Annotated in this window: 29 protein-coding genes and 1 pseudogene; 15 read left to right on the forward strand and 15 right to left on the reverse strand. The window is 67.7% G+C overall.

The features are described from left to right. Nucleotides 1-105 precede the first annotated feature (105 nt). Together FHS55_RS08515 and FHS55_RS08520 are read left to right on the forward strand one after the other, a co-directional pair. Nucleotides 106-2,412 carry a putative bifunctional diguanylate cyclase/phosphodiesterase gene (locus FHS55_RS08515; protein ID WP_183189313.1) on the forward strand — a complete coding sequence of 769 codons (2,307 nt, stop codon included), beginning with the start codon at nt 106-108 and terminating at the stop codon, nt 2,410-2,412. 11 nt (nt 2,413-2,423) lie between these two features. After that, nucleotides 2,424-3,215 carry a YdcF family protein gene (locus tag FHS55_RS08520; protein ID WP_183189314.1) on the forward strand — a complete coding sequence of 264 codons (792 nt, stop codon included), beginning with the start codon at nt 2,424-2,426 and terminating at the stop codon, nt 3,213-3,215. 2 nt (nt 3,216-3,217) lie between these two features. On the opposite strand, the gene FHS55_RS08525 is transcribed toward FHS55_RS08520, so the two are convergent. Continuing rightward, nucleotides 3,218-3,553, reverse strand: coding sequence for a DUF3253 domain-containing protein (locus FHS55_RS08525; RefSeq protein WP_183189315.1), 336 nt, complete (start codon nt 3,551-3,553; stop codon nt 3,218-3,220). Continuing rightward, nucleotides 3,553-4,299, reverse strand: a complete 747-nt coding sequence (locus FHS55_RS08530) for a DUF599 domain-containing protein (RefSeq protein WP_183189316.1) — start codon at nt 4,297-4,299, stop codon at nt 3,553-3,555. Before FHS55_RS08530 ends, FHS55_RS08525 begins: the two co-directional genes overlap by 1 nt. 282 nt (nt 4,300-4,581) lie before the next feature. On the opposite strand from FHS55_RS08530, the gene FHS55_RS23710 reads away from it, so the two are divergent. The 4 genes from FHS55_RS23710 (at nt 4,582) to FHS55_RS08545 (ending at nt 6,334) form a co-directional block, all read left to right on the forward strand. Then, nucleotides 4,582-4,707 (forward strand): hypothetical protein, encoded by a 126-nt coding sequence (locus FHS55_RS23710; protein WP_281379574.1) that lies wholly within the window; start codon nt 4,582-4,584, stop codon nt 4,705-4,707. A 211-nt stretch (nt 4,708-4,918) separates the two neighbouring features. Further along, nucleotides 4,919-5,605: a glutathione S-transferase family protein gene (locus FHS55_RS08535; protein ID WP_183189317.1), complete on the forward strand. Its 687-nt coding sequence runs from the start codon at nt 4,919-4,921 to the stop codon at nt 5,603-5,605. 54 nt (nt 5,606-5,659) lie between these two features. Then, nucleotides 5,660-6,094 (forward strand): DUF1489 family protein, encoded by a 435-nt coding sequence (locus FHS55_RS08540; RefSeq protein ID WP_183189318.1) that lies wholly within the window; start codon nt 5,660-5,662, stop codon nt 6,092-6,094. A 69-nt stretch (nt 6,095-6,163) separates the two neighbouring features. Next, on the forward strand, nt 6,164-6,334 hold the full coding sequence (locus tag FHS55_RS08545; protein WP_183189319.1) for a hypothetical protein: 171 nt from the start codon (nt 6,164-6,166) through the stop codon (nt 6,332-6,334). 19 nt (nt 6,335-6,353) lie between these two features. On the opposite strand, the gene panC is transcribed toward FHS55_RS08545, so the two are convergent. Beyond that, the gene (gene panC, locus FHS55_RS08550; RefSeq protein ID WP_183189320.1) at nt 6,354-7,214 is read right to left on the reverse strand and encodes a pantoate--beta-alanine ligase; all 861 of its coding nucleotides are present in this window, start codon (nt 7,212-7,214) and stop codon (nt 6,354-6,356) included. A 254-nt stretch (nt 7,215-7,468) separates the two neighbouring features. Here panC and FHS55_RS08555 point away from each other — a divergent pair, with 254 nt between their 5' ends. Next, complete coding sequence (locus tag FHS55_RS08555; protein ID WP_183189321.1) at nt 7,469-8,185, forward strand: VWA domain-containing protein; 717 nt, start codon at nt 7,469-7,471, stop codon at nt 8,183-8,185. Beyond that, nucleotides 8,182-8,880, forward strand: a complete 699-nt coding sequence (locus FHS55_RS08560; RefSeq protein WP_183189322.1) for a DnaJ domain-containing protein — start codon at nt 8,182-8,184, stop codon at nt 8,878-8,880. Before FHS55_RS08555 ends, FHS55_RS08560 begins: the two co-directional genes overlap by 4 nt. A 9-nt stretch (nt 8,881-8,889) precedes the next feature. Here FHS55_RS08560 and FHS55_RS23410 read toward each other — a convergent pair whose 3' ends face one another. Both FHS55_RS23410 and FHS55_RS23415 read right to left on the reverse strand, forming a co-directional pair. Next, the gene (locus FHS55_RS23410; protein WP_246339992.1) at nt 8,890-9,492 is read right to left on the reverse strand and encodes an SPOR domain-containing protein; all 603 of its coding nucleotides are present in this window, start codon (nt 9,490-9,492) and stop codon (nt 8,890-8,892) included. 352 nt (nt 9,493-9,844) lie between these two features. Next, nucleotides 9,845-10,612, reverse strand: a pseudogene (locus FHS55_RS23415) (D-alanyl-D-alanine carboxypeptidase family protein); the annotation flags it as partial. A gap of 377 nt (nt 10,613-10,989) precedes the next feature. Here FHS55_RS23415 and FHS55_RS08570 point away from each other — a divergent pair. The 5 genes from FHS55_RS08570 (at nt 10,990) to FHS55_RS08590 (ending at nt 15,835) form a co-directional block, all read left to right on the forward strand. Next, a complete protein-coding gene (locus tag FHS55_RS08570) occupies nt 10,990-11,328 on the forward strand; it encodes a phasin family protein (protein WP_183189323.1) in 339 nt (112 codons plus the stop codon). Nucleotides 11,329-11,721: 393 nt separating this feature from the next. Then, the gene (clpS, locus tag FHS55_RS08575) at nt 11,722-12,054 is read left to right on the forward strand and encodes an ATP-dependent Clp protease adapter ClpS (RefSeq protein ID WP_306889678.1); all 333 of its coding nucleotides are present in this window, start codon (nt 11,722-11,724) and stop codon (nt 12,052-12,054) included. 31 nt (nt 12,055-12,085) lie between these two features. Further along, nucleotides 12,086-14,536 (forward strand): ATP-dependent Clp protease ATP-binding subunit ClpA, encoded by a 2,451-nt coding sequence (gene clpA, locus FHS55_RS08580; RefSeq protein ID WP_183189325.1) that lies wholly within the window; start codon nt 12,086-12,088, stop codon nt 14,534-14,536. 292 nt (nt 14,537-14,828) lie between these two features. Then, nucleotides 14,829-15,488, forward strand: a complete 660-nt coding sequence (locus FHS55_RS08585) for an AzlC family ABC transporter permease (RefSeq protein WP_343056075.1) — start codon at nt 14,829-14,831, stop codon at nt 15,486-15,488. Next, nucleotides 15,485-15,835, forward strand: coding sequence for an AzlD domain-containing protein (locus FHS55_RS08590; protein WP_183189327.1), 351 nt, complete (start codon nt 15,485-15,487; stop codon nt 15,833-15,835). The genes FHS55_RS08585 and FHS55_RS08590 overlap by 4 nt, the downstream gene beginning before the upstream one ends. 3 nt (nt 15,836-15,838) lie before the next feature. Here the strand turns inward: FHS55_RS08590 and FHS55_RS08595 are convergent, their stop codons facing one another. The 4 genes from FHS55_RS08595 to FHS55_RS08610 form a co-directional block, all read right to left on the reverse strand. After that, on the reverse strand, nt 15,839-16,261 hold the full coding sequence (locus tag FHS55_RS08595) for an HIT domain-containing protein (RefSeq protein WP_183189328.1): 423 nt from the start codon (nt 16,259-16,261) through the stop codon (nt 15,839-15,841). Between the two features lie 79 nt (nt 16,262-16,340). Continuing rightward, nucleotides 16,341-17,636 carry a GNAT family N-acetyltransferase gene (locus tag FHS55_RS08600; protein ID WP_183189329.1) on the reverse strand — a complete coding sequence of 432 codons (1,296 nt, stop codon included), beginning with the start codon at nt 17,634-17,636 and terminating at the stop codon, nt 16,341-16,343. 120 nt (nt 17,637-17,756) lie between these two features. Then, entirely contained in the window at nt 17,757-18,503 is a 747-nt protein-coding gene (locus tag FHS55_RS08605) for a glycerophosphodiester phosphodiesterase family protein (protein WP_183189330.1), read from the reverse strand. A gap of 28 nt (nt 18,504-18,531) precedes the next feature. Further along, nucleotides 18,532-18,993 carry a RidA family protein gene (locus FHS55_RS08610; RefSeq protein WP_183189331.1) on the reverse strand — a complete coding sequence of 154 codons (462 nt, stop codon included), beginning with the start codon at nt 18,991-18,993 and terminating at the stop codon, nt 18,532-18,534. Nucleotides 18,994-19,145: 152 nt separating this feature from the next. Here FHS55_RS08610 and FHS55_RS08615 point away from each other — a divergent pair, with 152 nt between their 5' ends. Beyond that, a complete protein-coding gene (locus tag FHS55_RS08615) occupies nt 19,146-20,018 on the forward strand; it encodes a cell envelope integrity EipB family protein (protein WP_183189332.1) in 873 nt (290 codons plus the stop codon). On the opposite strand, the gene FHS55_RS08620 is transcribed toward FHS55_RS08615, so the two are convergent. Further along, nucleotides 19,975-21,345, reverse strand: coding sequence for a DNA polymerase IV (locus FHS55_RS08620; RefSeq protein WP_183189333.1), 1,371 nt, complete (start codon nt 21,343-21,345; stop codon nt 19,975-19,977). The genes FHS55_RS08615 and FHS55_RS08620 overlap by 44 nt on opposite strands. Before the next feature lie 8 nt (nt 21,346-21,353). After that, nucleotides 21,354-21,656 (reverse strand): DUF3572 domain-containing protein, encoded by a 303-nt coding sequence (locus tag FHS55_RS08625; protein ID WP_183189334.1) that lies wholly within the window; start codon nt 21,654-21,656, stop codon nt 21,354-21,356. Between the two features lie 123 nt (nt 21,657-21,779). Here FHS55_RS08625 and FHS55_RS08630 point away from each other — a divergent pair, with 123 nt between their 5' ends. Continuing rightward, on the forward strand, nt 21,780-22,151 hold the full coding sequence (locus tag FHS55_RS08630) for a response regulator (protein ID WP_183189780.1): 372 nt from the start codon (nt 21,780-21,782) through the stop codon (nt 22,149-22,151). A 455-nt stretch (nt 22,152-22,606) separates the two neighbouring features. Here FHS55_RS08630 and rpmG read toward each other — a convergent pair whose 3' ends face one another. From rpmG to FHS55_RS08650, 4 genes are all read right to left on the reverse strand, one after another. Then, complete coding sequence (gene rpmG / locus FHS55_RS08635; protein WP_018390658.1) at nt 22,607-22,774, reverse strand: 50S ribosomal protein L33; 168 nt, start codon at nt 22,772-22,774, stop codon at nt 22,607-22,609. 119 nt (nt 22,775-22,893) lie between these two features. Further along, nucleotides 22,894-24,051: an MFS transporter gene (locus FHS55_RS08640; RefSeq protein ID WP_183189335.1), complete on the reverse strand. Its 1,158-nt coding sequence runs from the start codon at nt 24,049-24,051 to the stop codon at nt 22,894-22,896. A 253-nt stretch (nt 24,052-24,304) separates the two neighbouring features. Beyond that, on the reverse strand, nt 24,305-25,066 hold the full coding sequence (locus FHS55_RS08645; protein WP_183189336.1) for an NUDIX hydrolase: 762 nt from the start codon (nt 25,064-25,066) through the stop codon (nt 24,305-24,307). 13 nt (nt 25,067-25,079) lie between these two features. Then, entirely contained in the window at nt 25,080-25,538 is a 459-nt protein-coding gene (locus FHS55_RS08650; protein WP_183189337.1) for a DUF983 domain-containing protein, read from the reverse strand. Between the last annotated feature and the right edge of the window lie 4 nt (nt 25,539-25,542).

Below are 25,542 nucleotides of genomic sequence, written 5' to 3' on the forward strand. Positions count from 1 at the left end.
GACGGGCGGCGACGACAGGTAGACGGCGCAGTCCAAGATTGATTTACTTCAAGCTATATGTGGGGATCTCGCTAGATTGGCCGGCGAATCCATGGAGGCAAAGGGATGAGGGCGCCGACCGGTCGTCTTCCCGATTTCCCGCCTCACGACACCCCGTCGGCCGTCATGCGCGGGAGCGAGGCATCGCCCAAGAGCGACCGGACCATTCTGGCCGTCGCGCTGGTCATCGCGGCGGCGATCGCGGCCATGGTCGCATTCTCGCTGATCGCGGCGGAACGGGTCGATGCCGCGTCACGCGCGCGCTGGGCCGAATTGATGCTGGATTCGCTTCAGCGGCGCGCCGGCGACATGGAGCGCGACCTCGCGAGCTTCGCGCATTGGGATGAATCGGTGCTGCGCACCGCCTATTTCCTCGATACCGAGTGGGTTCACGAGAATTTCGGCCAGTGGCTGCACGAGACGCAGGGGCACGATCGCTCCTATGTCGTGCTGGAAGGCGGGCTCGGCTACGCCTCCGTCAACGGAACGCTGGTGAAGGTCGAGCGCGCTCCGTTCGATTCGGAGGCCCTCATGCCGCTGGTGCGCGGAGTGCAGGCAGCCTTTCTCGACCAGGCCACGCGGCTCGCGCAGGTCGCTCCCTACGGCGGGAGCGAGAACACGCGGCCGCGCCAGGTGGAGCCGATCTTCCGGGCCGGGTATCTGCGTATCGAGGGCCGGCCGGCGCTGGTCGGCGCCATCAGCATCACCCCCGATTATGGCCGCGTGGTCTCGCCCAAGCGGGTGCCGCCGGTCGCGGTGACGGTGATCTTCCTCGATGGGGACTTCCTGCGGGACGTGGTCGCCGAACTGCACGTCACCAATCCGGCGGTGTCCGATGCCCCCCCGTCGCCCGAGCGGCTGTCGGTGGCCGTGCCGTTCCACGATGGCGCCATCGCGCCCGCCTGGCTCAACTGGGAGCCGGAGAACCCCGGCGCCGCCTTGCTGCGGGCACTGCTGCCCGCCCTGCTGGGCACGGCCGTGCTGCTGCTGGTGGCGGCGGCGATCATTCTCTTCTACGCCCGTCGCGCCAATCGCGAGATTGCCGCCAGCGAGGCGCTGGCCACGCGGCTCGCCTATATCGATTCGCTGAGCGGGCTGGCCAACCGCTCCATGCTGATGCGCGCGCTCGCCGAGCGGCTTCCGCGTGTGACGCCGCAGCAACGGCTCGCCGTCCTGTTCCTTGATCTCGACGGCTTCAAGGACATTAACGACACGCTGGGCCACTATGCCGGCGATCTGCTGCTCGCCGAGGTCGGCAAGCGCCTCAACGCGCTCGACCTGCCGGGCATGCTGGCGGCCCGCTTCGGCGGCGACGAGTTCGTGCTGCTCGCCACGGTCGGCCCGGAAGACGACGAGGTGGCGGCGATCGGCGCGGTGGTTCTCGATGCCATCCGCCAGCCGGTATCGATTGCCGGGCAGATGCTGGTGGTCGGGGGATCGATCGGGGCGACCATCGCGCCCGATCACGGAACGGAGGCGAGCCAGCTGATCCGGCGCTCGGATATCGCCGTCTACCGCTCCAAGTCCGATGGGCGCGGTGCGCTACGGCTGTTCGTGCCCAGCATGGAACGCGAGCTGATCCGCCGCCGCGATCTCGAACTGGAGCTCAAGCGGGCGCTGGCCCAGGACGAACTCACCGTCTACTACCAGCCGCAATTCTCCGTCAGCGGCGAGGTCGTGGTCGGCTTCGAGGCGCTGGTACGCTGGATCCACCCCGTTCAGGGGCTGATTTCGCCCGGCGAGTTCATCCCTGTCGCCGAGCAGACCGGCCTCATCACTGAGCTCGACATGTGGGTGCTGCGGCGCGCCTGCGCCCAGGCGCGCGACTGGGGCGAGGTGAAACTGGCGGTGAACCTTTCCCCGGTCGATTTCCGCTCGCATGACCTCGCCGGTTCCGTCGCCGCCATCCTGCGGGAAACCGGTTTCCCGCCGCAGCGGCTGGAGATCGAAATCACCGAGAACCTGTTGTTCGGCAACCACGCGGAAGCCTTCGCCGCGCTCTCGGCGCTGCGCAGCACGGGCATCCGCATCGCGCTCGACGATTTCGGCAGCGGCTATTCCTCGCTCGGCTATATCCGCCGCTTCCGGGTCGACACGATCAAGATCGACCGCAGCTTCACGCAGAATATCAGCCAGAGCGACGATGCCGCTGCCATCATCGATTGCGTGGTCCGGCTGGCCCGCGCTCTGGCGATCACGGTCACGGCGGAGGGCGTGGAGACGCGCGACCAGCTGCGCTACCTGCAATCGGTCGGCTGTCATTATGTGCAGGGTTTCCTGCTCGCCAGCCCCGTGCCGTTCAGCAGCATCGACCGCTATCTCGAACGGGCGAAGCGGCCCGATTCCGCCCGGCACCCCCGGCTCGTCAACTGAGCGGGAAGCGGATGTTCTTCGCCGCGTCCAAGCTGTTCTGGATGGTCAGCGTGCCTTCGACGCTGCTGACCATGATCGCCCTCGCGGGACTGCTCGTGCTGGCGCGCTGGAGGCGGGCCGGCGCCGTGCTCACGTCCATCGGGGTGATCGGGCTGGTGCTGGCGGGGCTCGGCCCGTTCGGGCGGCTGCTGACCGTGCCGCTCGAGCAACGCTTCCCGACCTTCGTCGACGATGGCCGCCCGGTGGAGGGTGTCATCGTGCTCGGCGGCGCCGAACTGCCCGGCATCACCGCCGCGCGCGGCCAGCCGGCCTTCCAGGAATCGGCCGAGCGGATGTTCGCGCTGGCCGATCTCAGCCGGCGCTATCCGCAGGCGCGCCTTCTGTTCTCGGGCGGTAGCGGCGCGCTCATTCCCGCCGCGCTGCAGGAGGCGGACGTGGTGCGGATGGCGCTGCCGCAGCTGGGCGTCGATCCCGCGCGGGTGGCGTTCGAGACGCGCTCGCGCAACACGGCGGAGAATGCGCGCTTCTCGCGCGCGCTGGCGCAGCCCAAGCCGGGCGAGCGCTGGCTGCTCGTCACCTCCGCCCTGCACATGCCGCGCGCCATGGGCTGCTTCCGCGCCGCCGGCTTTCCGGTGGTTGCCTATCCCGTCGATTTCCGCACGACGGGGCAGGCGCCGTGGTGGCAACCCTTCGATTCGGTGGCGCAGGGGCTCGATTTCTTCGACACCGCGCTGCGGCAGTGGATCGGCCTCGCGGCCTATTACTGGACCGGGCGCACCGACGCGCTGTTCCCCGCGCCGTAGGCTCAGTCGGCTGTGTCCTCGGTGTCAGGGGTGCCGGCGGTATCGGAGCCGGAGGGCAGGCCGAGCCGATACACGCCGCGCAACTCGTCCGGGTCGATCGGCTTGCCCTTGCGATAGATCACCAGCCGTCCCTCATGGGCCAGACGCAGCGCTGCGCGCCGCACCCGCGGCAACCGGGCCTGCCAGTCCGGCCCGTCGACGAGCGCGCGGGCGACATCCTCCGGCGCGATGGACCGGCCCTTGGGGGCGTTCGCGGCGAGGTGAAGGATCGCCGCCTCCGTCTCCAGATCAGGTGAGTTCGGATCGGGGGCGGGGGCAGACGGGGTTGTTTCGCTCATCAGCTGGCATCCGGCTCGTTATCGCGATGAATCCCGGCATTTCGGGACATGGCCAGTGGATCGGGATCTCCGTCATCGAGAACCCAGTGGGCATCCCGGCCGAACTGGCGGTTGGTCATGACGATGAAGATCGCGGTGGTCGCCGCCATGAACGCCCACGCGTTCACGTACCAGCCGAGATAGGCGATGGCGAAGAAGAAGGAGCGCTGTCCACGATTGAAATGGCGCCCTGCCAGCGTCACCATCCGGGCGACTTTGAGCACATGGGCGTGCGCGTGGGCGCTTCCCGCCTCGGCGGGCGGCGGCGTCGAGCCGAGCAGGATGGTGGTGTAGTTGAACAGCCGATAGGCCCACGCGAACTTGAAGAAGGCATTGGCGAAGATCAGCGTCAGGCCCAGCGTCTTCAGCTCCCAGTTGGAGCGGTTGGACGTGACGAAGGGCAGGTCCATGAAGATCGCCATCACCGCATCCGTCGATTGCAGGATGGCCAGCGTGCCGCCAATGGCGAGCAGCGAGGTGGAGGCGAAAAAGGCCGTCCCGTTTTGCAGCGCAGCGACGATCTGGGCGTCGACGATCCGGTTCTCGCGCGCCAGCATGCGCTGCATCCATTCGAGGCGGAACAGGTCCATGCGGCGGTTGAACGAGCGCCGTTCTGCCCATTCACCCTCCATCAACTGGTGATAGGCAGCCCACGCCGCGAGAAAGGCGGCGAAGGCCAGGCCGTCCAAAGCGGTAAATCCCAACATCGCCTTACGCCATGAACCTCATATCTCGGATGAAGAGCGGCGCACCGCGCCGACGCCTGCCGGGCGTGCCGCCGATCCTGCCGGCCCGTTCCGCAGGCAGCGCCTGCTCAAGGAATACCCGATTCGGCGACTGCCGCGTGTCAGGGTTGCGCCCGGCGCGTGGCATTGTGACCATTTTGCGATTGCGAATAAGTTCATGTTTCATTAAATATCAATGCGTCGCGCGCTGAGACCGGAGTCGCATCCGGCGCGTGCGGAGGCCAATCAATCTAGGGATTTTCGATGAACTCCGTATCCGAGCGCTCCTGCTGGGGAGTCGCACGCTGGACTGTCATCGCCTTCCTGGCCCTTGTGGCACTGGTTTACCTGTTCGGCGGCTTTCAGGCTGTCCAGGTGGCGGCGAGCTGACCGGGCTGCCTGAGACTGACATCCGTTCATATCCACGATCACCGCGGATCGCGGCCCGGGCGCCGGCTCGGGCCGTTCTGATTCAGGTGGCTTGGCCGCGGGATAGGTCGGTCGCGACATCACCGCTTCTTATGGCCGGCATTTCATTCGTGCGTTTGCTTCTTGGCACGACCCGGTCGATCCTGCGCACCATTCGTGTGGGAGACGGGCCATGACGCTGAAGCTGGTGATCGGCAACAAGAACTATTCCTCGTGGTCGCTCCGGCCCTGGCTGGCCCTCAAGGCCTTCGACATCCCGTTCGAGGAGGCCACGGTGTCTCTCGGCGCGGCCGACTTCAAGGAGCAGGTGCGGGCGCATTCGCCGGCCGGCCGTGTGCCGGTGCTGCTGGACGGGCCGGCCGTGGTGTGGGAATCCATCGCCATCCTCGAGCATCTCGCCGAGCGCTTTCCCGGCAAGGCGATCTGGCCGGCCGATCCGGTGGCGCGGGCGCATGCGCGCTCGCTGGCTACCGAGATGCATGGCGGGTTCGGCGCCCTGCGCTCCGTGGCGCCCATGAACCTGTGGCGGCCGATCGAGGCCCGGACGCTGCCCGAGGCGGCGCTGAAGGACGTGCGGGCGCTGGAGCGCCGCTGGAGCGAAGCGCGTGCGCGTTTCGGGCAGGGGGACGGGCAAGCCGGGCCGTTCCTCTACGGCGCCTTCAGCGGGGCGGATGCGATGTACGCGCCGGTCGCCACGCGAATCCGCACCTATGGCATCGAGGTCGGCCCTCTCGCGCTCGCCTATGTCGAGGCCATCCATGCCCATCCCGCCTTCGTCGAGTGGAAGAATCTCGCCCTCACGGAGAGCGAGGTGCTGCCGGAAGACGAGGTCGACTGGCCGGTGGTGAAGCGCGTATAAGGCGCGGCCGGCGGTTCGCGCCGCGACCGCTCCCCAGCCCGAAACCGTTCGAACATGCCGCTTCATCTGCTCAAGCTCTGCGTCGGTGCCGAATCGGTCCAGGACCTGGAGGAATGGATCGCCGAGAATGGCGCCGCCAGGATCGCGCGGGGCGAGCCGGCCGAACCGTTCCACACGACCCGCATGGTGCCGACGCGCAATGAGGAATTGCTGGCCGGCGGCTCGCTCTACTGGGTGATCAAGGGCGAGATCGCGTGCCGGCAGGTGCTGACCGATATCCGCCCGTTCGTCGATACGGATGGCATCCGCCGCTGCCGGCTGGTGCTGGACCCGGTCGTGCACCGGGTGAGCCCGCGCCCGAGCCGCCCGTTCCAGGGCTGGCGTTACCTCGCCCCCAAGGACGCGCCGCCCGACCTCGCCAGCGGCGGCGAGGAGGCCCCGCTGCCGGACGAATTACGGCGCGAACTGCGCGCGCTCGGCCTGCTCTGATTGCCGGAAGGGAAACTTCCTGCCCTCACCGGGCGTTGTCCCTCCGAAGCACAGCAACGGAGCGAACGGATGACCCAGGATTCGAATGACCGCCGCGTGGTCGAGCACGGCGAAGTCGTCGTGAAATCCCAGCCGGAAGAGCGGCAGGCGGTTGAGGTGCGGCCGATGCGCTACGTGCTCGGCATCAGCCTCGTTCTCGTCATCCTCGGCATGGCGGTCAGCTATTTCGGCGTGGCCTGACGCGAGCAACGCGCGCAATTCAATCGACGCCGATATTGTCGATGAGGCGCGTCGCACCGATCCGCGCGGCCACCAGCAGGCGGATCGGCCCTTCCTCGGGCGCGGCGATCGGGGCGAGGCTGTGAGCGTGGCGCGCCTCCAGATAGTCGAGCGCGAATCCGGAGGCGATCACCTGCGCGCGCGCTGTCGCCACCGCCGCCGCGATGTCGCCGCCGGCCCGTATCTCCGCCGCCGCCGCCTGCAGCGCGCGATGCAGCACCGGCGCGGTCGCGCGGTCCTCTGCGCTCAGATAGACATTGCGCGAGGAGAGGGCGAGGCCATCGGCTTCGCGCACGGTCGGCACGCCGACAATATCCACCGGCAGGTCGAGGTCGCGCGTCATGCGGGTGACGACCTGAAGCTGCTGGTAATCCTTCTCGCCGAACAGGGCGACGTCCGGCCCCGTCTGCAGGAGGAGCTTGGCCACCACCGTGGCGACGCCGGCGAAATGGGTCGGCCGGAAATCGGTCTCCAGCCCGAGCGCCGGTCCGGCGAGCGAAATGGTGGTGACGAAGCCCGGCGGATACATTTCCGCGACGTCCGGCACGAAGGCGATGTCGACGCCCGCCGCGTCGGCCTTCTCCAGGTCCGCCGCCAGGGTGCGGGGGTAGCGGCCGAGATCCTCGGTCGGGGCGAACTGCGTCGGGTTGACGAAGATGGACACCACGATGCGCTGCGCCAGCGTCCGCGCCACGTTCATCAACTCGACATGGCCGGCGTGCAGCGCGCCCATGGTGGGCACGAGTGCGACCCGCTCGCCGGCCGCGCGCCACGCACGCACCTGCGCGCGCAGTTCGGCAACGTTGTGGAGGGTGCGGATGCGGGGCGAGGAAGAGGGCATGATGGTTCATCCGCTGGCGGAAGGGCGGGGGCGAGACTGGCGCGCCGTGGTCTAATGCCTTTTCTCCGCCAAGGGAATTGCCTCCTGCGGACGCGGTCGCCATGCGATCGCGTACGAAGCGGGGAGCCCATTCGGCCGCCGTATGCCCTGCCGCACGCGACAGGCCGGCCGCACTCGCTGGTCAACCGTACGGGAGGAGGCTGTTCGAGACGGCGAGGTCGCCGCTACACTCGCGCCGAATCCGGCGGATGATCATGACTTCAGACAAGACACGACCCACAGTGCCCCTCCCGTCCGCCACCTCGCAGGTCGCGGCCTTCCTCGCGGAAGTGCGCGCCCGCCCTCCCGTGCCCGCCGAGCGGCGTGGCCGACTCATCTTCGCGCTCGACGCCACGATGAGCCGGCAGCCGACCTGGGATCTCGCCTGCGCCTTGCAGGCCGAGATGTTCGAGGAAGCGGCGGCTGTCGGCGGGCTCGACCTTCAGCTGGTCTATTATCGCGGCATAGGCGAATGCCGGGCATCGCCCTGGATTGCCGATGCCTCCCGGTTCGGCGCGCTGATGGGGCGGATCGAGTGTCGCGGCGGGCGAACGCAGATCGGCCGGGTGCTCAAGCATGCCGGAGCGGAAGCCGCGCGCGGGCCGCTCGGCGCGGTGGTCCTCATCGGCGATGCCATGGAGGAGACGCTGGATCATCTCTGCGCAGAGGCGGGTCCGCTCGCCGTGCGGGGCATTCCGGTCTTCCTGTTCCAGGAAGGGCATGACCCGGGCGCCGAGCGCGCCTTCCGCGAGATCGCGCGGCTGACGAAAGGGGCGTGGTGCCGGTTCGATGCCGGTGCGAGCGCACAATTGCGGGCCCTCCTGCGGGCCGCCGCGAGCTATGCCGCAGGCGGAACGCAGGCCCTCACCGCGCTGTCCGCGTCTTCCGCCGGAGCCCGCCAACTCCTCGCCGCGATGCGGGATTCACAATGATCAATCTTCTCATCGGCGCGGCCATCGTCGCGCTGCTCTATTACGGGCTCAAGGCCTTCGGGCGGGCGGATTCCAAGTCGCTGGCGCGCATGGGCCGCATGGTCGGGGGCACGCTCACGCTGCTGGTGGCCGGCTTCCTCGGCATGCGCGGCCATTTCGAGACGGCCCTGCCGCTGGGCATCTTCGGCCTGTCGCTGATTGGCTGGAACCTCGGCAACGCGCTGCCCTGGCAGCGGCTCAAGCCCAGCAAGGGCCGGACTTCCTCGGTTCGCACAGCCGCGCTCGACATGGTGCTCGACCATGATAGCGGGCGGCTGTCGGGCACGGTGATCAGCGGATCGCTGGCCGGCCAGTCGCTCGAAGGGTTGCCCGTGCCGGAGATTGCCCGGCTCGCCCTCGACCTTGACCCCGAGAGCCGTCAGCTACTCGAAGCATATCTTGACCGCCGGGCGCCCGGCTGGCGTGAACACGCTCAGGGCGACATGGGCGGGCGGGGCGCTCATCCGCCGCGCAGCGGCACGATGACGAAAGAGGAGGCCTACCAGATCCTGGGGCTTCAGACGGGCGCGGGGGCGGATGACATCCGCAAGGCCCACCGATCCCTTATGAAGAAACTCCATCCCGATCAGGGCGGGTCGAACTATCTCGCTGCCCGGGTGAACGAAGCCAAGGACGTCTTGCTCGAGATACATTGATTTCACCCGTCAGTTCCGGAAGACCATGCAGCTGAACGCGCTGCGCTTGAGGGCCTGACAGGCCTTCTGGGCGGCGGCTTCGGCGTTGAATCCGACGAAGCGGGCACGGACGATCTTCGAGGAGCCCTTGGCGACCTGCTCGGTATAGGGCTCGGCGCTGGCGAGCTGGCCGGAGGCCTTCTCCTTGGCCTTCGCCATCTGGTCGCGCGCATCGGCTTCGCTGCCATAGGCGCCGATCTGGATGCCCCATCCACCGGCACGGGGGCGGGCGGAGGTGTCGGCTGCCTCGGCCTCCTGGCGGGGAAGCTCGGTCGGGCCGGCGCTGGCCAGCTTGACCTGCTTGATCGCGCGCTGGGCCGGCGCCGTCTGGGCTGTCGTCGCCGACATCGCGACGGGGCTGGAACCATCCACGCTCGAGAAGGACAGCGTGCCGAGAATGCCGGGCTGGTTGCTGAGCGTGGCGGTGGGGGCGGCCGGACGGGCGACCGGGACGGTCTTGACCGCAACGGGGACGATCGGCTGGGCGGTGCCGACCTGCGCGGCGGGGGCGGACCCACGCGCCACAGGTGCCGGGGCGGAGGCCGGCGTGGGGATCGAGGCCGTCGTCAGCATGTCGGTGCCGGCGGCGGAAGCCATGGCAAGGCGGGGGGCTGGCAGGGGGCACCGCGATCGTCGCGGGAGCGCGGGTGGCGACGACCGGAGGGGGCAGCGGCGCGGGAGCCGGAGCCGCCTCGGGCTCCTCGGCGACAGCCACCTCGGCGGCCTGCTGGACCGGCGCCTCGTCGTCGGTCGACAGGGCCGGGGCGGCATTCATGCGGGCGACCATCTGCCGGCCGGCATAGGAGCGGGGCAGGGTGTCGTTGAGCAACTCCACCATCCGGTTGTCGCGCGAGCCGGCGCTGGTGCCGCCCATCACGACCGCTATGACGTAGTGGCCTTCATGCTTGACGCTGGTCAGCAGGTTGAAGCCCGAGGCTGCGGTATAGCCGGTCTTGATGCCATCCACGCCCTCGATCCGACCGAACATGCGGTTGTGGCTGGGAATGGTGACGCCGCGATAGACGAAGCTGCGGGTGGAGAAATACGCGTAATAGCGCGGGAAGCGCTCCTGGATGGCGCGGCCGAGAGTGGCGAGGTCGCGCGCCGTCGTCACCTGTTGCGGATCGGGCAGGCCATTCGGATTCTTGAAGGTGGTGCGCGACATGCCGAGCGAGCGGGCGCGCAGCGTCATCTGCCGCGCGAAGCTGGAGGAATCGCCGGCAATGTTCTCGGCGATGACCACGGCGACGTCATTGGCCGAGCGCGTGACCAATGCCTGGATGGCGTCTTCGACGGAGATGGTCGAGCCCGCCTTGACGCCGAGCTTGGAAGGCTGCTGCGCTGCGGCATAGGCAGAAACGCGCAGCTGGGTGCCGAGCGTCATACGCCGCTGCTCCAACTGCTCGAACAGCACGTAGAGCGTCATGACCTTGGTGACGGAGGCCGGGTGGCGCAGGGCGTCGGCATTGTCCTCGTGCAGGATCTTGCCGGTATTGGCGTCGATGACGATGTCGGAATATCCGCGCTTCCACACGCCGCTGGCGGCGACCGTGCGGGTCACGACCGATTTGTTGCGCGCCTGCTTCTTCTTTTTCGTCGCGGCATCCGCAACGCCCGCGCCGAGCAGCGAAACTGCCAGCAGCGCCACGCCCGCTCGCGCCAGACAAGTGCCAACGATCACCGGAACCCGCATCTAATCCGTCCCGCTATTTGGTTCCGGTTCGAGCCGGAACCTGTAAATCCGGCGAGAGCCCAGCAACGGGGGCGGCCTTGGCCGCCGGCCCCTTAGCCTCGAAAAATCAAGGAACGTTGCCGGGCAATCACTACCGCAACCTTAAAAAGGATGCGGTTACGAAGTGGTAAACCGCCGGCCATCAAGCGGCTCCTTGTGGCGATATAAAGGGCAGGTATGCCGGTGGCTCCGACGCCGTCGGACGTCATATTGCACTGCACAAAAATTGATTGACGACGATGCTGCGCCGCATTAGGTTGCAATCAGGGAAACGCGATCCCGTTGGACGCGGGCGAGGAAGCCTCGGCGCCGCGTGGTGGCATCAAAGGAGCTGGATCATGATGCAGAATTTCGAAGACGTTCAGAAGCTCGGCAAGGACAATATGGAACTCGCGGTCAAGAGCTTCGGCACCGTATCCAAGGGCGTCCAGGCGATTGCCGTCGAAGTGGCGGACTACTCCAAGAAGTCCTTCGAGGAAGGCACCGCCGTCGCTGAGAAGCTGTTCGGCGCCAAGACCATCGACAAGGCGGTCGAGATCCAGTCCACGTACTTCAAGAGCGCCTACGAGAGCTATGTCGCCCAGGCGACCAAGATCGGCGAGCTCTATGCCGACCTCGCCAAGGAAGCCTACAAGCCCTACGAAGGCGTGCTCGGCAAGCTGCCCGCCGTCAAGTGAGGCCGGTTCGCTGGCGGCCCGCCGAGGGCTGCCGGCAGGCTTGAGTCAAAGGCTTGAGTCAAAGGCCTGGCGCCGTGCTGGCGGCTCCGTTTGATGCGGAGCAGCCCGGATGCAGCGTCGCCCGCGATATTGTGAAGGAGGCCCGGCCAACGCCGGGCCTCTTTTCGTTTTGCCGCCCGACGCCATCCCTGTCACCGAGATGACATGGCGGAAATGGCGAAAGCGCAAGGCGCGAGGGGGGATGGTCACCGGAATGCGACGGCGGATACGCAACGTGCCTCTGGCGCCGCCCGTCAGGCGTACATATTATACATCCCGTAACCCCGGGCATCCGTCCGGCAAGGTCCCGCCCGAATGTCTGCAATCGTGATGACCAAGCTGCCCGACACCCTGATGGCCGACGACGAGCGTCGCCGGCGCAACGACAACGCGCCGGGCACGGCCGTCATCACGCGCACCAAGCCGCAGGTGAAGCGGCCCAGCCTTTACCGGGTGCTCCTGCTCAACGACGACTACACGCCAATGGAGTTCGTTGTGCATGTGCTGGAGCACTTCTTCACCAAGAATCGGGAGGAGGCGACCCAGATCATGCTGCATGTGCATCAGCATGGCGTGGGCGAGTGCGGCGTCTACACCTATGAAGTGGCCGAGACAAAGGTCACCCAGGTGATGGACTTCGCGCGAAAGCACCAGCATCCTTTGCAGTGCGTCATGGAGAAGAAGTGACGCTCCGCGACGGCTAAACGAAGAGGTCCCGATGCCCACCTTCTCCCGCAGCCTCGAGCAGTCGCTTCACCGGGCCCTCGCGCTCGCCAACGAACGCCATCACGAATACGCCACGCTGGAGCACCTGCTCCTCTCGCTGGTCGACGATCAGGATTCAGCCGCGGTCATGCGCGCCTGCAATGTCGACATCGAGAAGCTGCGCCGCAATCTGGTCGAATATATCGACACCGAGCTCGACAATCTCGTGCAGGATAGCGGCGAGGATTCCAAGCCGACCGCCGGCTTCCAGCGCGTCATCCAGCGCGCCGTGATTCACGTCCAGTCCTCCGGGCGCGAGGAAGTCACCGGCGCCAACGTGCTGGTGGCCATTTTCGCCGAGCGGGAGAGCCACGCGGCCTATTTCCTGCAAGAGCAGGACATGACCCGCTACGATGCGGTCAACTACATCAGTCACGGCATCGCCAAGCGCGCCGGCATGTCGGAGAGTCGTCCCGTCCGCGGCGCCGAAGAGGAGACGGAGACGAAGACCGGGGAAGAGACCAAGAAGAAGGCCGATGCGCTCGATGCCTATTGCGTGAACCTCAACAAGAAGGCGCGCGAAGGCAAGATCGACCCGCTGATCGGCCGCGATGGCGAGATCCAGCGCACCATCCAGGTGCTCTGCCGCCGCTCCAAGAACAACCCGCTCTTCGTGGGCGATCCCGGCGTGGGCAAGACCGCCATCGCCGAGGGCCTCGCGCGGCGCATCGTTTCCGGCGAAGTGCCGGACGTGCTGAAGAAGGCAACCGTGTTCTCGCTCGACATGGGCGCGCTGCTGGCCGGCACGCGCTATCGCGGCGATTTCGAGGAACGCCTGAAGCAGGTGGTGAAGGAGATCGAGGCCTACCCCGACGCCATCATGTTCATCGACGAGATCCACACGGTGATCGGCGCCGGCGCGACCTCGGGCGGGGCGATGGATGCCTCCAACCTGCTCAAGCCCGCGCTGGCTTCCGGCACGCTGCGCTGCATCGGCTCGACCACCTACAAGGAGTACCGCCAGTACTTCGAGAAGGACCGCGCGCTGGTGCGCCGCTTCCAGAAGATCGACGTGCCCGAGCCGACCGTGCCGGACGCGATCGAGATCCTCAAAGGTCTCAAGCCCTATTTCGAGGACTATCACCGTCTGCGCTACACCAACGAAGCCATCAAGGCGGCGGTGGAGCTTTCGGCCCGCTACATTCACGACCGCAAGCTGCCCGACAAGGCGATCGACATCATCGATGAATCGGGCGCGGCGCAGATGCTGCTGCCGGAGGCCAAGCGCAAGAAGACCATCGGCGTGAAGGAGATCGAGGCGACCATCGCCACCATCGCCCGCATCCCGCCAAAGACCGTCTCCAAGACCGATACCGAGGTTCTGGCGGCGCTGGAGACCACGCTCAAGCGCGTCGTCTATGGGCAGGATCGGGCGATCGAGGCGCTGGCCTCGGCGATCAAGCTGGCCCGCGCCGGCCTGCGCGAGCCGGAGAAGCCGATCGGCTCCTACCTGTTCTCGGGTCCCACCGGCGTCGGCAAGACCGAAGTGGCCAAGCAGCTGGCCTCCTCGCTGGGCGTCGAACTCCTGCGCTTCGACATGTCGGAATATATGGAGCGGCACACCATCTCGCGGCTGATCGGCGCCCCTCCGGGCTATGTCGGCTTCGACCAGGGCGGCCTGTTGACGGACGGCATCGACCAGCATCCGCATTGCGTGCTGCTGCTCGACGAGATCGAGAAGGCGCATCCCGACCTGTTCAACATCCTGCTGCAGGTGATGGACCACGGGAAGCTGACCGACCATAACGGCAAGCAGGTGGATTTCCGCAACGTCATCCTCATCATGACGACCAATGCGGGCGCGGCCGATCTGTCGAAGTCGGCCTTCGGCTTCACGCGCACCAAGCGGGAAGGCGATGACGTGGAGGCGATCAACCGGCTGTTCGCACCGGAGTTCCGCAACCGCCTCGACGCGACCATTACCTTCGCGCATCTCAATAACGAGGTGATTGCGCTGGTGGTGGAGAAGTTCGTGCTCCAGCTGGAAGCCCAGCTCGCCGACCGCAACGTCACCATCGAACTGTCCGATGCGGCGACCGCCTGGCTGGTGGAACGCGGCTATGACCAGCAGATGGGCGCGCGGCCGATGGGCCGGGTGATCCAGGAGCACATCAAGAAGGCGCTCGCCGACGAGGTTTTGTTCGGCAAGCTGCGCACGGGCGGGCATGTCCGCGTGGTCGTCAAGACCGACGAGGAAGGCGCCACCACGCTCGGCTTCGAGTTCCCGGAAGGGCCGATCACGCCCAAGCCCGAGAAGATCGAGCCGGTCAAGGCCAAGCGCGCGCCGCGTCGGCGCAGCGCGGGCGCGACCAAGGCGAAGAAGCCGGGCGAGGGCGCAGGCCCCGGGGCCGCGCCTGGGCCCAGCGGCTCGAAGGTGCCGAAGGTTCCGCTCGTCAAGGCGTGAGAAGCCGGGCGCCGTTTCGCCCTTGAGCAGAGACAACCCCGTCGCGGCCCCGTGCCGCGGCGGGGTTTTTCATATCCATGCATGGCCTATCCCCAGCTCGCCGCAGCCCCCGGCCGGTTCGGCATGGGCGGTATGCGGGACGCGGGGCGCTCTCGCTTGACGGCAGCGGCGGCGAGGGCGATGAACGGCCGGCATCGGGTTTCGCATCATGCCTTCGCCTGTTCCGTCGCCATCCCTCGCTCCGGCTTCCTCGCTCCGCTGGTTTTTCCGCGGCATGGCGGGAGCCTGCGCGGTGCCCGGATTCGTGCTGGTGGCGACCTTCATAGGCTTTGGCGGGCTGATGCACGATGTCGGCTTTCCCATTGTCGCCGGCCTGCTCTCCACCCTGCTTGTCTGGGCGCTGCCGGCGCAGGTGATTCTGGTTGGCGGTCTTGGCGCGGGCACTTCGCTGCCCGCGCTGGCACTCGCGGTCTGCCTCTCGGGCGTGCGGCTGATGCCGATGGTGGTGGCGCTGATGCCGCTGATGCGCGGCCCGCGCCCCCGTTTGTGGCGGGAGTTGCTCTGCGCCCATTTCGTCGCCGTGACCTTGTGGGTGGAGGGCTTCCGCCTGCTGCCCGGCGTGCCGGAACCTGCGCGCCCGGTCTATTCCTGTGGGCTTGGCGTCGGCCTCACCACCCTGAGCATGGTGGGCACCGCGTTCGGCTTCTACCTCACCAATGCGCTGCCGGGCCCGCTCGCCGTGGCGCTGCTGCTGCTGACGCCGATTTCCTTCACCATCCTGCTGGTGCGCAATGCCCGGCAGGCGGTGGACTGGCTGGCCATCGCGCTCGGGGCGGCGATTTCGCCGCTGGTGGCCAATTCGCCCGGCGGGCTGGACCTGTTCTGGGCTGGGGTCGGCGGGGGCACGCTGGCCTTCCTCCTCACGCGCTACGGGCCGAGGCGGCGCGCGTGAGCTTCTACAGCAACGAACTCACCGCCATCCTCATCGTGATCTTCGTCGGCTTCCTGCCGAACGAGGTCTGGCGCGTGTTCGGCGTGCTGTTCGGGCGCCGCATCGATGAGAACAGCCTGTTGATGCAATGGGTGCGCGCCGTGGCGACGGCGCTGCTCGCCGCCGTGGTGGCGCGGCTGGTGCTGGTGCCGAGCGGCGCGCTGGTGGCGCTGCCGCTCTGGCTGCGGCTCGGCGCGGTGGCGGCCGGCATTGCCGGTTTCCTCACCATGCGCCGCTCGGTGCTGGCCGGCGTGCTCACCGCCGAGGCGGTATTGGTGATCGGTGCCTGGTGGCTCGGCGTCGGCTGACGCTCAGTCGGCCAGCGCCGCCTGGAGCCGGGCGGCCTGTTCGGCCAGCACATCCGCCGTTTCCTTGTAGGATAGCGGCGGCTTCAGCTCGACGCCGAGGCGGCGGGGAATCACATGCACATGCAGGTGGAACACTTCCTGTCCGCCGGCATGCTCGTTGTGCTGGGTCACGGTGATGCCCTCCGCCTCGAAGGCGGTCATCTGCGCCCGCGCGATGCGCTGGGCGGCGGCGGCCACGGCGGCCAGATCCTCCGGCTCGATATCCAGCAGGTTGCGCGAGGGTGCCTTCGGGATGACGAGCGTGTGGCCCGGCGCGCGGGGCATGATGTCGAGGAAGGCGAGAACGCGCGCGTCCTCATAGACGCGGTAGGCGGGCAATTCGCCGCGCAGGATCTTCGCGAAGATGTTGCCGGGATCGTAGGCCATCGGAATTCTCCCCTGTCGGCCCGACCTGATGACAAGCCGGGCGCGAGCGGTCAAGTCTGGGCACAAGAGTGCAGGGCGGTCACGGCTCGTCCAGCTGGGCGGGATCGAGATCGCGGCGGAACGGGCCAAGTTCGCTCAGCTCGGCGCCGGCCTGCGCGACATAGCGGCGCTCGCGGTCGAGATAATGCGCCACCGCCGCGCGGAAATCGGGATCGGCGATGTAATGCGCGGAGCGGGTGGTGACGGGCAGGTAGCCGCGCGCCAGCTTGTGCTCGCCCTGCGCGCCGGCCTCCGCCCTCTTGAGCCCGCGAGCGATGGCGAACTCGATGGCCTGATGGTAGCAGACCTCGAAATGCAGGAACGGATGCTGCTCGATCGCGCCCCAGTGGCGCCCATAGAGCGCATCCGAGCCGATGAAATTGATCGCGCCGGCAATCCAGCGCCCGGCGCGTTTCGCCATCACCAGCAGGATGCGCTCCGCCATGCGCGCGCCGATGAGCGAATAGAACTGCCGGTTGAGATAGGGGCGGCCCCATTTGCGCGAGCCGGTTTCCATGTAGAAGGCGAAGAACGCGTCCCACGCCTCCTCGGTGATGTCGCTGCCGGTCAGCCAGTGCAGGGTGATGCCGTCGCCCAGCGCCTCGCGCCGCTCGCGCCGGATCGCCTTGCGCTTGCGCGAGGCGAGATCCCCGAGGAAGGCCTCGTAGTCGCCATAGCCGTGATTGTGCCAGTGAAACTGCTGGTCGGTTCGGGGCAGGAACCCTTCCGTCTCCAGCGACTGCGCATCCTCCTCGCGGAGGAACGTGGCGTGCACGGAGGAGGCGCCGCGCATCTGCGCCAGCGTGAGCAACCCGCGCGCCAGAGCCTGCCGCACGTCTTCAGCCGGGGCACCGGCCCGCACCAGCAGGCGTGGGCCTGTGGCGGGGGTGAAGGGCACCGAGACTTGCAACTTGGGGTAATAGCGCCCGCCGGCCCGCTCGAACGCATCCGCCCAGCCTTCGTCGAACACATATTCGCCGCGTGAATGCGACTTGAGATAGGCGGGACAGATGCCGAGCGGCACGCCCTCCGCATCGGCGAGCACGAGGTGCTGCGGCAACCAGCCGGTGGTCCGCGACGCGGAGCCGGATTCCTCCAGCGCGGAGAGATATTCGTGCGATACGAAGGGGTTGTAGGCAGGTTCTTCACCGAACGTGGCAGGAGGCTCGGTGTGGCGAGGAGGAGTGTCCGAGGCCGAATCGCCGTTCAATGGCAAGGACGTGCGGGGCGTTGTTGGCGGTTCGTCGGAGGCGGGATTGGCGCACGAATTCCAATCCGTGGCGGAGAGCTTGGTGATGTCGCTCTCGACACGCAGGGTGAACGTATCGTCAGGCATGGGGGTGGTTCGCTCGGGCCGGCGCACGGAAGGCATGGCGCCAATTTGCGCGCCTTCGCGCGGCAGCGGAAGAGCGTTCACGACAAAGAGAACATGCCGGCGGCCGCACTCCGGGACGTCTCAGGGCACGAAGCCCTCGAAGATCATCTGGTCGGCATGGCGGGCGGCGGTGGCGCGGTCCTCGGCCGTTCGCACCGTCCAGGTCAGCAGCGGCAGGGCGAAGCTGCGGCGCGCCAGCGCGACCGGGGCCGAGGGCAGCTCCTTCACGTAGTGGGCGATGAAATCCGGCCGTGTGCGCGGAAAATGCAGCAGGTTGCCCCACGCGAACTTGGTCGCCGCGCTCAGCATGTCCCATTCTGGGTCGTCATAGGCATGTTCCATGGTGATGCCGCGCGGAATGCGCGGCGCCAGATGCCGCACGGCTTCCACCAGATCCGGGTCGAACGACATCAGCGCCGCCGGGCCCGCGTAGCCGGCGAGATCCACGGCGGCCCGCTCGGCCACCGCGCGGTTGCCGTCGAACTGGCTCTTCAGCTCAATGATGAGCGGCACGCGGCCGGCGACGCGCGCCAGAAGCTCGGGCAGCGTCATGGTGCGGTCGTCCGTGCCGCGCAACGCGGTGGCCTTGAACTGGGCGGCGGTGAGCGCAGGGGCCGGCCCGGTGGCGGTGGTCAGCCGCTCCAGCGTGTCGTCGTGGAACACCATGGCCTCGCCATCGGCGGAAAGCTGGATGTCCACCTCGATGGCGAAGCCGTGCGCCAGCGCGGCATCGACCGCCGAGGGCGTGTTCTCGATCACGCCGCGCGCCGCATCATGCAGCGCGCGGTGGGCGACGGGCCGGGCGGTGAGCCAGGCGGGGGCGTTCATGAGGACCTGCCGATCGGGCTGCCGGGGATCAGACGAATTCGACGACCGCCTCGATCTCGACGCTGACATTGAACGGCAGCGCCGCCACGCCCACCGCCGAGCGCGCGTGGCGGCCGGCATCGCCGAACACCTCGACGAGGAGGTCGGAGGCGCCGTTCACCACCTTCGGCTGGTCGGTGAAGTCCGGCGCGGAATTGACGAAGGCCACCAGCTTGACCACCCGCTTCACCCGGTCGAGATCGCCGAGCGCGGCTTTCACCTGGGCCAGGATGTTGATGGCGCATTGGCGCGCGGCGGCGCGGCCGCCCTCGATATCGGCCTCGCCCGTGAGCTTGCCGGCGAGGAACTTGCCCTCGGCCACGGAGATCTGCCCGGAAATCCACAGCTGGTTGCCGCTGATCACGGTCGGCACATAATTGGCCGCTGGCGCGGTGGCGGCGGGAATGGTGATGCCGAGAGCCGCGAGCTTCGCCTCAACCGTACCGGACATGTCGATCTCCATGCTAATCTGATGCGTGAAGGGCGCGTTGGGGCCTGCCAACATGTCGCCCTTGTTCTCGCCTTGTGTTCGGGGTGCGATGTTTGTCTGATCGACCAGCCGTGCGCAAGTCGTGCGCCTTCGCCGAAGGGAAATCCAACCTGATGTCCGCACCCGTGCCTGCCCGCGCGTTTCCGCGCCTGTCCTTGCCCGGCCAATCCTCACGCGGCCAATCCCTGCGCGGACTCGCCGCGCTCGCGCTGCTTCTGGCCGCGGTGGTGCCGGCCGGCGCCGTGCAACTCTCGCCGCACCGGGCGACCTATGCGCTGACGCTGGATGGCGCCAAGCCCTCCAAACGCATCAACGCCGCGAAGGGGGAGATCGTGTACGAATTGCGGGGCGACGCTTGCGCCGGCTATTCCGTGCAATTGCGGCAGGCGACCGCGCTGGAAACCGAAGGCGGGCGGGTGAACAGCGCCATCGACACGGCCACCTGGGAGGATGGCGATGCCAATGCCTATCGCTTCCGCGTGACCAACACGATCAACGGCTCCGCGCCCGAGGAGGCCGACGGGGTCGCCGAGCGCCGCGATGGTCGGCTGGTGGTGACGGCCACCAAGCCCTCCTCCGCCACTCTGGAACTCGGCAAGACCGTGCTTCTGCCCACCCAGCACGTGCTGCGCGTGCTCGGCGCCGCGCAGCAGAACGAGGCGACCCTCGAGGCACCGGTCTATGACGGCTCGCCCGATGCCAGGAAGATCTACGACACGCTCTCGGTGATCGGGCGCGGCACGGCCGATCCCAAGGGGCTGGAAGAGGCGGCCACGAGCGGCGACCTGGCCGGGCGCATGCGCTACCCCGTGACGATCAGCTATTACGAGCGCGGCGCCGCCGCGCAGACGCCGGACTACACGATCAGCTTCGACCTGTTCGACAATGGCGTGAGCCGCGCCCTGAAGCTCGACTACGGCGATTTCGCGCTGCGCGGCACGCTCACTTCCTACGAGGCGCTGCCGCAGGAGAGCTGCTCGAAATAGTCGGATCGTCCGCGCGCGGTTCGTCCGGCGCGTTGCGGTGCGGCTGGGTCGGCCCGCGTCGGCGCGGGCTGTCGAGCAGGATGCCGCGATCGATGATCGCCGTGCCGAAGCGGGCGCGCAGATCATCCACGGCCAGTTCCGCCTTGCCTTTCTTGGTGGCCTGCATGTCCACGAGGTCGGCGGGATCGGCAAGCGCGGGATCGGCGAGTTCGGAGACGCCGACACCGATCAGCCGAAAGCGCCGACCATCCGCCTCCTTCGCCAGCAATTCACGCGCGTGCTCGAAGATGCGGTGGGCGAGGCGGGTCGGGTCCTCCAGCGAGCGGGCGCGGGTGATGAGGCGGAAATCCGCCGTCTTGAGCTTCAGCGTCACCGTGCGCCCGGCATGGCCGGCGGCCTTCAGCCGGTCGGAGAGCTTGCGCGAGAGGGCGTAGAGCTCCTGCTCCAGCGTGCGGAACTCGGCGATGTCGACATCGAAGGTCGTCTCGGTCGAGACGCTCTTGGTCTCGCGCTCGGGGTTCACGCGGCGCTCGTCGATGCCGCGCGCGAGGCGAAAGAGCCGCAGGCCCTCATTGCCGAAACGGCGGGCGAGGGTGGCTTCATCCGCGGCCTGCAGGTCGGCGATGAGGCGGAAGCCCTCGCGGGCGAGCCGCTCCTGCGTTGCCTTGCCCACCCCCCAGATGGTGCCGACGCTGCGCGGGGCGAGGAAGGCGGCCGCCTCCGCCGCGCCGATCACCGCGAAGCCGCGCGGCTTGTCGAGATCGGAGGCGATCTTGGCGAGGAACTTGTTCGGCGCCAGCCCGACCGAGAGGGTGACGCCGATCTCCGCCTCGACCGCGCGGGCGAGCCGGGCGAGGGCGCGGGCCGGGCTCTCGCCATGCAGGCGCGCGGTGCCGGCGAGATCGAGGAAGGCCTCGTCGATCGACAAGGGCTCGACCAGCGGCGTGAGGTTCAGCATCCGCTCGCGGATCTGCCGGCCGACGCTGACATATTTGGCCATGTTGGGCTTCACCACCACGGCTTCGGGGCACAGCGCCAGCGCCTTGAACATCGGCATGGCCGAGCGCACGCCCTTCACGCGGGCGAGATAGCAGCAGGTGGAGACCACGCCGCGCTTGCCGCCGCCGATGATGACCGGCACGTCGCGCAGCGCGGGGTCGTCGCGCTTCTCCACCGCCGCGTAGAAGGCATCGCAGTCGACATGGGCGATGTGCAGGCGGTCAAGCTCGGCATGGCGGGTGATGCGCGGGCTGCCGCAATGGCGGCAGCGCACGGCCTCGCCCGCCTCGTGCAGGCAATCGCGGCAGAAGGCCGGCTCGCCCGCCATGGCGCCCCTCAGTCCCCGTTCGTCCCGTCATGGGCGAGGATCTCGCGCGCGGCCACCACATGGCCGGGATCGATGCCCGCCTCGCCCGCATAGGCGATGAGAAGATCCTGCCGGTTGATCAGGAAGTCCAGCAGGGCGACATGAAAGGCCGTGGATCCCGCGATGCCCCGCAGGTCGGCGGGCGAGAGGCCGCTCTCGGCGAGGAAGGGGCCGATTCGCTCAGGGTCGGCGGCGAGAAAGCCGAGCGCGCCGAGGGCGACCTCGCGGGCGGCCTGTCCGGTGGACAATGACTTCGATCTGCGACTGTGCATTTGCGGTTCCGTAAGGAATGCTGGCGTAAGCTGCGCTCACGAAGAGGGGCCGACGCCTGCTGGATAGTGGCCCGCGTGCGGACCGTCGACGACGAACTCAAAGACGCAACGGACCCCCGCCCGATGTCCAAGACCGTTCTGATCGTTGAGGATAATGAGCTGAATATGAAGCTCTTCAACGATCTTCTTGAAGCCCACGGCTATGTGACCCTCGGTACCCGGCATGGGCTCGAGGCGTTGGATCTGGCGCGCAAGCACCGGCCGGACCTCATTCTCATGGACATCCAGCTGCCGGAAATTTCCGGGATCGATGTCACCCGTCGGCTGAAGGCCGATCCGGAGCTGAAGGCCATACCCGTCATCGCCGTCACCGCCTTCGCCATGAAGGGCGACGAGGAGCGGATTCGCGAGGGCGGCTGCGAAGCCTATCTGTCCAAGCCCATTTCCGTCGCCAAGTTCCTGGAAACGGTGCGCCAGTTTCTCCCCGACGAGTGAGTCGGGCGAATCGGCCGGCAGCGGACGCCCCGTTCGACACACGCGGCCGGGGGAGCGAATCTTGCGAAACTAGTTCGACTTTATTGCCTGGAGCCGCGCAACCCCGTTGCTTTCGCCCACGGTTGAGCTAGCTTTATAGCGGTATCGCCTTGCCCTGCGGAGTGCTCGGGTCCGCCGCATCTCCTGGGTCCGTAGGGTTCGGTCGGCGGGCGGTGGTGTTGGATGGCCTCTCCTCACCACTGCCTGCCGATCACCGATTGCGCCACCCCGCCCCGGGGGTGATCAAGGCATGAACCGAAACCGATCAAGCACAGCGACGTCGTCCGTTACGCTGTCCGCGTCAGGCCGAGTGATCGCAGCATTGAACGATCGCAGCATTAAAAAAGGCGCCTCTCGGCGCCTTTTCTCGTTCCAGCGGCAGCGTCTGGCGACGCCGGCTCAGCTGAACGTGCGGATCACTTGATCTTGCCTTCGCGGAACTCGACGTGCTTGCGCGCGACGGGATCGTACTTCTTCACGACCAGCTTGTCGGTCATGGTGCGCGAGTTCTTCTTGGTAACATAGAAGAAGCCGGTGTCGGCGCTGGACACGAGCTTGATCTTGATGGTCGTTGCCTTGGCCATTGACCGGGTCTCCTGCTACGTGGCCGCAGCCACGCCTAATTTATCTGGATCGCGCGGCATAGGTGCCGCTCGTTGGCGTCCGTATCCGTGATCGGGACGCGAATGTCAAGAATTCCCGTTCAGCGGTCGCGCCATATCTGGCCGGCGACCACCACGGCATACATCACGAGAAAGCCGCCAATGGTCCAGGCGAAGCCGTGCGGGTCGAACAATTGCATGCCACCGCCCACCGTGGTGGGCCCGAGGATCAGGCCCAGCGAATACAGCATGACGAAGCCTGCATTGGCGGTGGCGAGCGCCGCCCCGTCGAATCGCGCGCCCAGCAGGGCGAGCCCGATCGTGTAGAGACCGGCGACGATTCCCGTGGTGATGAACACCGTCGCCCACATCGCCCAGCCATCGATGGCAAGGTAGGGCATGAGAAAAGCACCGACGACGCCGACCATGCCGCAGCCCAGCAGCATCTTGCGCCGGTCCAGCCGGTCGCTCAGCAGGCCGATCGGCAGTTGCAGCGCGACATTGCCCAGTTCCGCGATGGTGAGCAGCAGCGCCGCCTGCGGGGCGTCGAGGCCCCGCCTCAGGCCATAGAGCGGGAGGAAATTGACCAGCCCGGTCTCCACCGCGCCGAACACGAAGGCGGCCAGCGTCGCCGCCGGCGCAATGCGCAGCAGGCTCAGCACGCCGCCGGAGCTTTCCGTCTCGATGGACGGCGCTCCGGCCGCGCCGATCATCACGGGAATCGCCGCCAGCCCGATGCAGGCGGCGCCGCTCAGATAGGGCGCCCAACCCGTGGTTCCGACCAGGCTGAGAATCGCCGGCCCGCCGGCAAAGCCGGCCGAAAGCACCGTGGCATAGATGCCGATGACCAGCCCGCGCCGGTGGCTCGGCGACGCGGCGTTGATCCAGAACTCGCTGACCACGAACAGCACGCACAGCGCCGCGCCGAAGACGAAGCGCAGCGGAAACCACAGCAGGAAGGACGACGTGACCTTGAACGTGAGCAGGCTCACGGCGGCCGCGGCGATGGCCGTCAGCAGCAGCGGGCCCGCGCCGAAGCGGCGCACCATGTTGGGCAGGAAGGGCGCGAGGGCAATGGTCGCCACGCCGCCGACGGCGGTGTTGATGCCGATCCAGGTCGAGGAAATGCCGCGCGCGTCGAGCTCGAAGGCCAGCAGCGGAATCGACAGCGCGAGCCCGAGCCCGACCGCGGATATGGCGCCGATGGCCGCGGCGATGGAGGCGATATTGATGTCGCGACGCGCGACCGGGGCATGCATGGCGTCACCTGAGAGGGCCTCTTGAGCGCCTTCGAGCCAAGGGGATTCAGGCTCGCGTGGAGAAAACGCATCAAGGCAAAGACCTGGAGAATTTTCGCCGAACGCGCGTTCGGCGAAAATTCTCCAGCGGCCGCCTCGTCTAAACCATGCGCCGTGAAAGTCGAATGACTTTTGGCAATGCCAGCATGACGGGCATTTCTGGATCGGGCGGCGGGTCAGCCGCGACAGACCCGGGGGCTGCGGCAATCCGCCATCAGGCGAGCGTCTCGCGCAACATGCGGCCGGCACGCGAGAAATAGAACGGCACTGGTGTCCATGGGCGGTTGCCCGCCTTTAGCCGGGCCTCCACTTCCTCGATGATGACAAGCGTGATGCGCGGCACCTCGGCGGCCTTGGCCTCGCTGAAGGTCATCCAGGCGAGTTCCACCAGCTCCGTGTCGGGACCGATATTGCGTTCCTCGCGGTGGGCGATCTCGCCGGCATCGGCGAGAAAGAAGCGCGTATCGAAGCGGCGCGGCAGGCTCGGCGGGGTGATGGCGCGGGCCACGAAGGTCAGCGCCTCCAGGCTTGGAAACACGCCGGCATCGCCGAAGCCCTGCCAGCTCGGCGGCAGGTTTTCCGGCGTTCCGGCCTCGCGCGTGCCGATCAGCAGGCCGGTCTCCTCGCAGGTCTCGCGGATGGCGGCCAGTGCCAGCGCGCGCGCCCGTGCCGCGCTCGGCCGGGTAACGCGGGCGAGCAGGCGGCGCTCGCTCTCGGTGTCGAGCATGCCGTAGACCGGCACGCGGCGGTCCTGTGGATCGACCCGCCCGCCGGGGAAGACGAACTTGCCCGGCATGAATTTCAGCGCCGGGTTGCGACGCCCGAGCAGGATGCGTGGCGTGCGGCGGGAGCGGTCGACCAGCACCAGCGTCGCCGCGTCCACCGGACGCACGGGAGCGGCCGCCCGAGCGGCGGTCGGCTCGGTCGCGGGGGCGCGCGGCACGTCGAAGCGCGCGGAAACGTCGGTCGGGATCATCGCGGGGGGCTGCTCAGGTTCGGCGGCTGGGAGGAACGGGGTCGTGCTCGCCATCGGCCGGGTCGAAGCCGTGCATGCGCAGCGCCCATTGATAGCCGATCAGCGCCCCCTTCACCGGGGGCAGCAGCGCGAGCGAGAGAAGGAGCGTCAGCGGCAGCCAGATGACGAGGTGGATCCACACCGCCGGGCGCAGCGCCATCTCCACGGTCAGCAGCAGCGGCACGACGATGTGGCCGACAAGGGTGATGACCATGTAGGGCGGCGCATCGTCCGCCCGGTGGTGCCACAATTCCTCGCCACAGCTCGGGCAAGTCTCGTTCACCTTGAGATAGGCGTTGTACAGCGCGCCCTTGCCGCAGGCCGGGCAGCGCATGCGAAAGCCGTTGATGAGTGCCGGCCCGACCGGGCGCGCGGGCCCGCCCGCCATCTTGTGCCCGCCGATCGGGGGCGTCGACATCTGCCGTGCGGTCATTGCC

The sequence above is a fragment of the Ancylobacter tetraedralis genome, assembly GCF_014195655.1.
GTDB lineage: Bacteria > Pseudomonadota > Alphaproteobacteria > Rhizobiales > Xanthobacteraceae > Ancylobacter > Ancylobacter tetraedralis.

Excerpts from the sequence above, each read along its gene's own strand:
- FHS55_RS08515 (WP_183189313.1), top strand. The coding sequence starts at position 106 with ATGAGGGCGCCGACCGGTCGTCTTCCCGATTTCCCGCCTCACGACACC.
- FHS55_RS08520 (WP_183189314.1), top strand. The coding sequence starts at position 2,424 with ATGTTCTTCGCCGCGTCCAAGCTGTTCTGGATGGTCAGCGTGCCTTCG.
- FHS55_RS08525 (WP_183189315.1), bottom strand. The coding sequence starts at position 3,553 with ATGAGCGAAACAACCCCGTCTGCCCCCGCCCCCGATCCGAACTCACCT.
- FHS55_RS08530 (WP_183189316.1), bottom strand. The coding sequence starts at position 4,299 with ATGTTGGGATTTACCGCTTTGGACGGCCTGGCCTTCGCCGCCTTTCTC.
- FHS55_RS23710 (WP_281379574.1), top strand. The coding sequence starts at position 4,582 with ATGAACTCCGTATCCGAGCGCTCCTGCTGGGGAGTCGCACGCTGGACT.
- FHS55_RS08535 (WP_183189317.1), top strand. The coding sequence starts at position 4,919 with ATGACGCTGAAGCTGGTGATCGGCAACAAGAACTATTCCTCGTGGTCG.
- FHS55_RS08540 (WP_183189318.1), top strand. The coding sequence starts at position 5,660 with ATGCCGCTTCATCTGCTCAAGCTCTGCGTCGGTGCCGAATCGGTCCAG.
- FHS55_RS08545 (WP_183189319.1), top strand. The coding sequence starts at position 6,164 with ATGACCCAGGATTCGAATGACCGCCGCGTGGTCGAGCACGGCGAAGTC.
- panC (WP_183189320.1), bottom strand. The coding sequence starts at position 7,214 with ATGCCCTCTTCCTCGCCCCGCATCCGCACCCTCCACAACGTTGCCGAA.
- FHS55_RS08555 (WP_183189321.1), top strand. The coding sequence starts at position 7,469 with ATGACTTCAGACAAGACACGACCCACAGTGCCCCTCCCGTCCGCCACC.
- FHS55_RS08560 (WP_183189322.1), top strand. The coding sequence starts at position 8,182 with ATGATCAATCTTCTCATCGGCGCGGCCATCGTCGCGCTGCTCTATTAC.
- FHS55_RS23410 (WP_246339992.1), bottom strand. The coding sequence starts at position 9,492 with ATGCTGACGACGGCCTCGATCCCCACGCCGGCCTCCGCCCCGGCACCT.
- FHS55_RS08570 (WP_183189323.1), top strand. The coding sequence starts at position 10,990 with ATGATGCAGAATTTCGAAGACGTTCAGAAGCTCGGCAAGGACAATATG.
- clpS (WP_306889678.1), top strand. The coding sequence starts at position 11,722 with ATGGCCGACGACGAGCGTCGCCGGCGCAACGACAACGCGCCGGGCACG.
- clpA (WP_183189325.1), top strand. The coding sequence starts at position 12,086 with ATGCCCACCTTCTCCCGCAGCCTCGAGCAGTCGCTTCACCGGGCCCTC.
- FHS55_RS08595 (WP_183189328.1), bottom strand. The coding sequence starts at position 16,261 with ATGGCCTACGATCCCGGCAACATCTTCGCGAAGATCCTGCGCGGCGAA.
- FHS55_RS08600 (WP_183189329.1), bottom strand. The coding sequence starts at position 17,636 with ATGCCTGACGATACGTTCACCCTGCGTGTCGAGAGCGACATCACCAAG.
- FHS55_RS08605 (WP_183189330.1), bottom strand. The coding sequence starts at position 18,503 with ATGAACGCCCCCGCCTGGCTCACCGCCCGGCCCGTCGCCCACCGCGCG.
- FHS55_RS08610 (WP_183189331.1), bottom strand. The coding sequence starts at position 18,993 with ATGTCCGGTACGGTTGAGGCGAAGCTCGCGGCTCTCGGCATCACCATT.
- FHS55_RS08615 (WP_183189332.1), top strand. The coding sequence starts at position 19,146 with ATGTCCGCACCCGTGCCTGCCCGCGCGTTTCCGCGCCTGTCCTTGCCC.
- FHS55_RS08620 (WP_183189333.1), bottom strand. The coding sequence starts at position 21,345 with ATGGCGGGCGAGCCGGCCTTCTGCCGCGATTGCCTGCACGAGGCGGGC.
- FHS55_RS08625 (WP_183189334.1), bottom strand. The coding sequence starts at position 21,656 with ATGCACAGTCGCAGATCGAAGTCATTGTCCACCGGACAGGCCGCCCGC.
- FHS55_RS08630 (WP_183189780.1), top strand. The coding sequence starts at position 21,780 with ATGTCCAAGACCGTTCTGATCGTTGAGGATAATGAGCTGAATATGAAG.
- rpmG (WP_018390658.1), bottom strand. The coding sequence starts at position 22,774 with ATGGCCAAGGCAACGACCATCAAGATCAAGCTCGTGTCCAGCGCCGAC.
- FHS55_RS08640 (WP_183189335.1), bottom strand. The coding sequence starts at position 24,051 with ATGCATGCCCCGGTCGCGCGTCGCGACATCAATATCGCCTCCATCGCC.
- FHS55_RS08645 (WP_183189336.1), bottom strand. The coding sequence starts at position 25,066 with ATGATCCCGACCGACGTTTCCGCGCGCTTCGACGTGCCGCGCGCCCCC.
- FHS55_RS08650 (WP_183189337.1), bottom strand. The coding sequence starts at position 25,538 with ATGACCGCACGGCAGATGTCGACGCCCCCGATCGGCGGGCACAAGATG.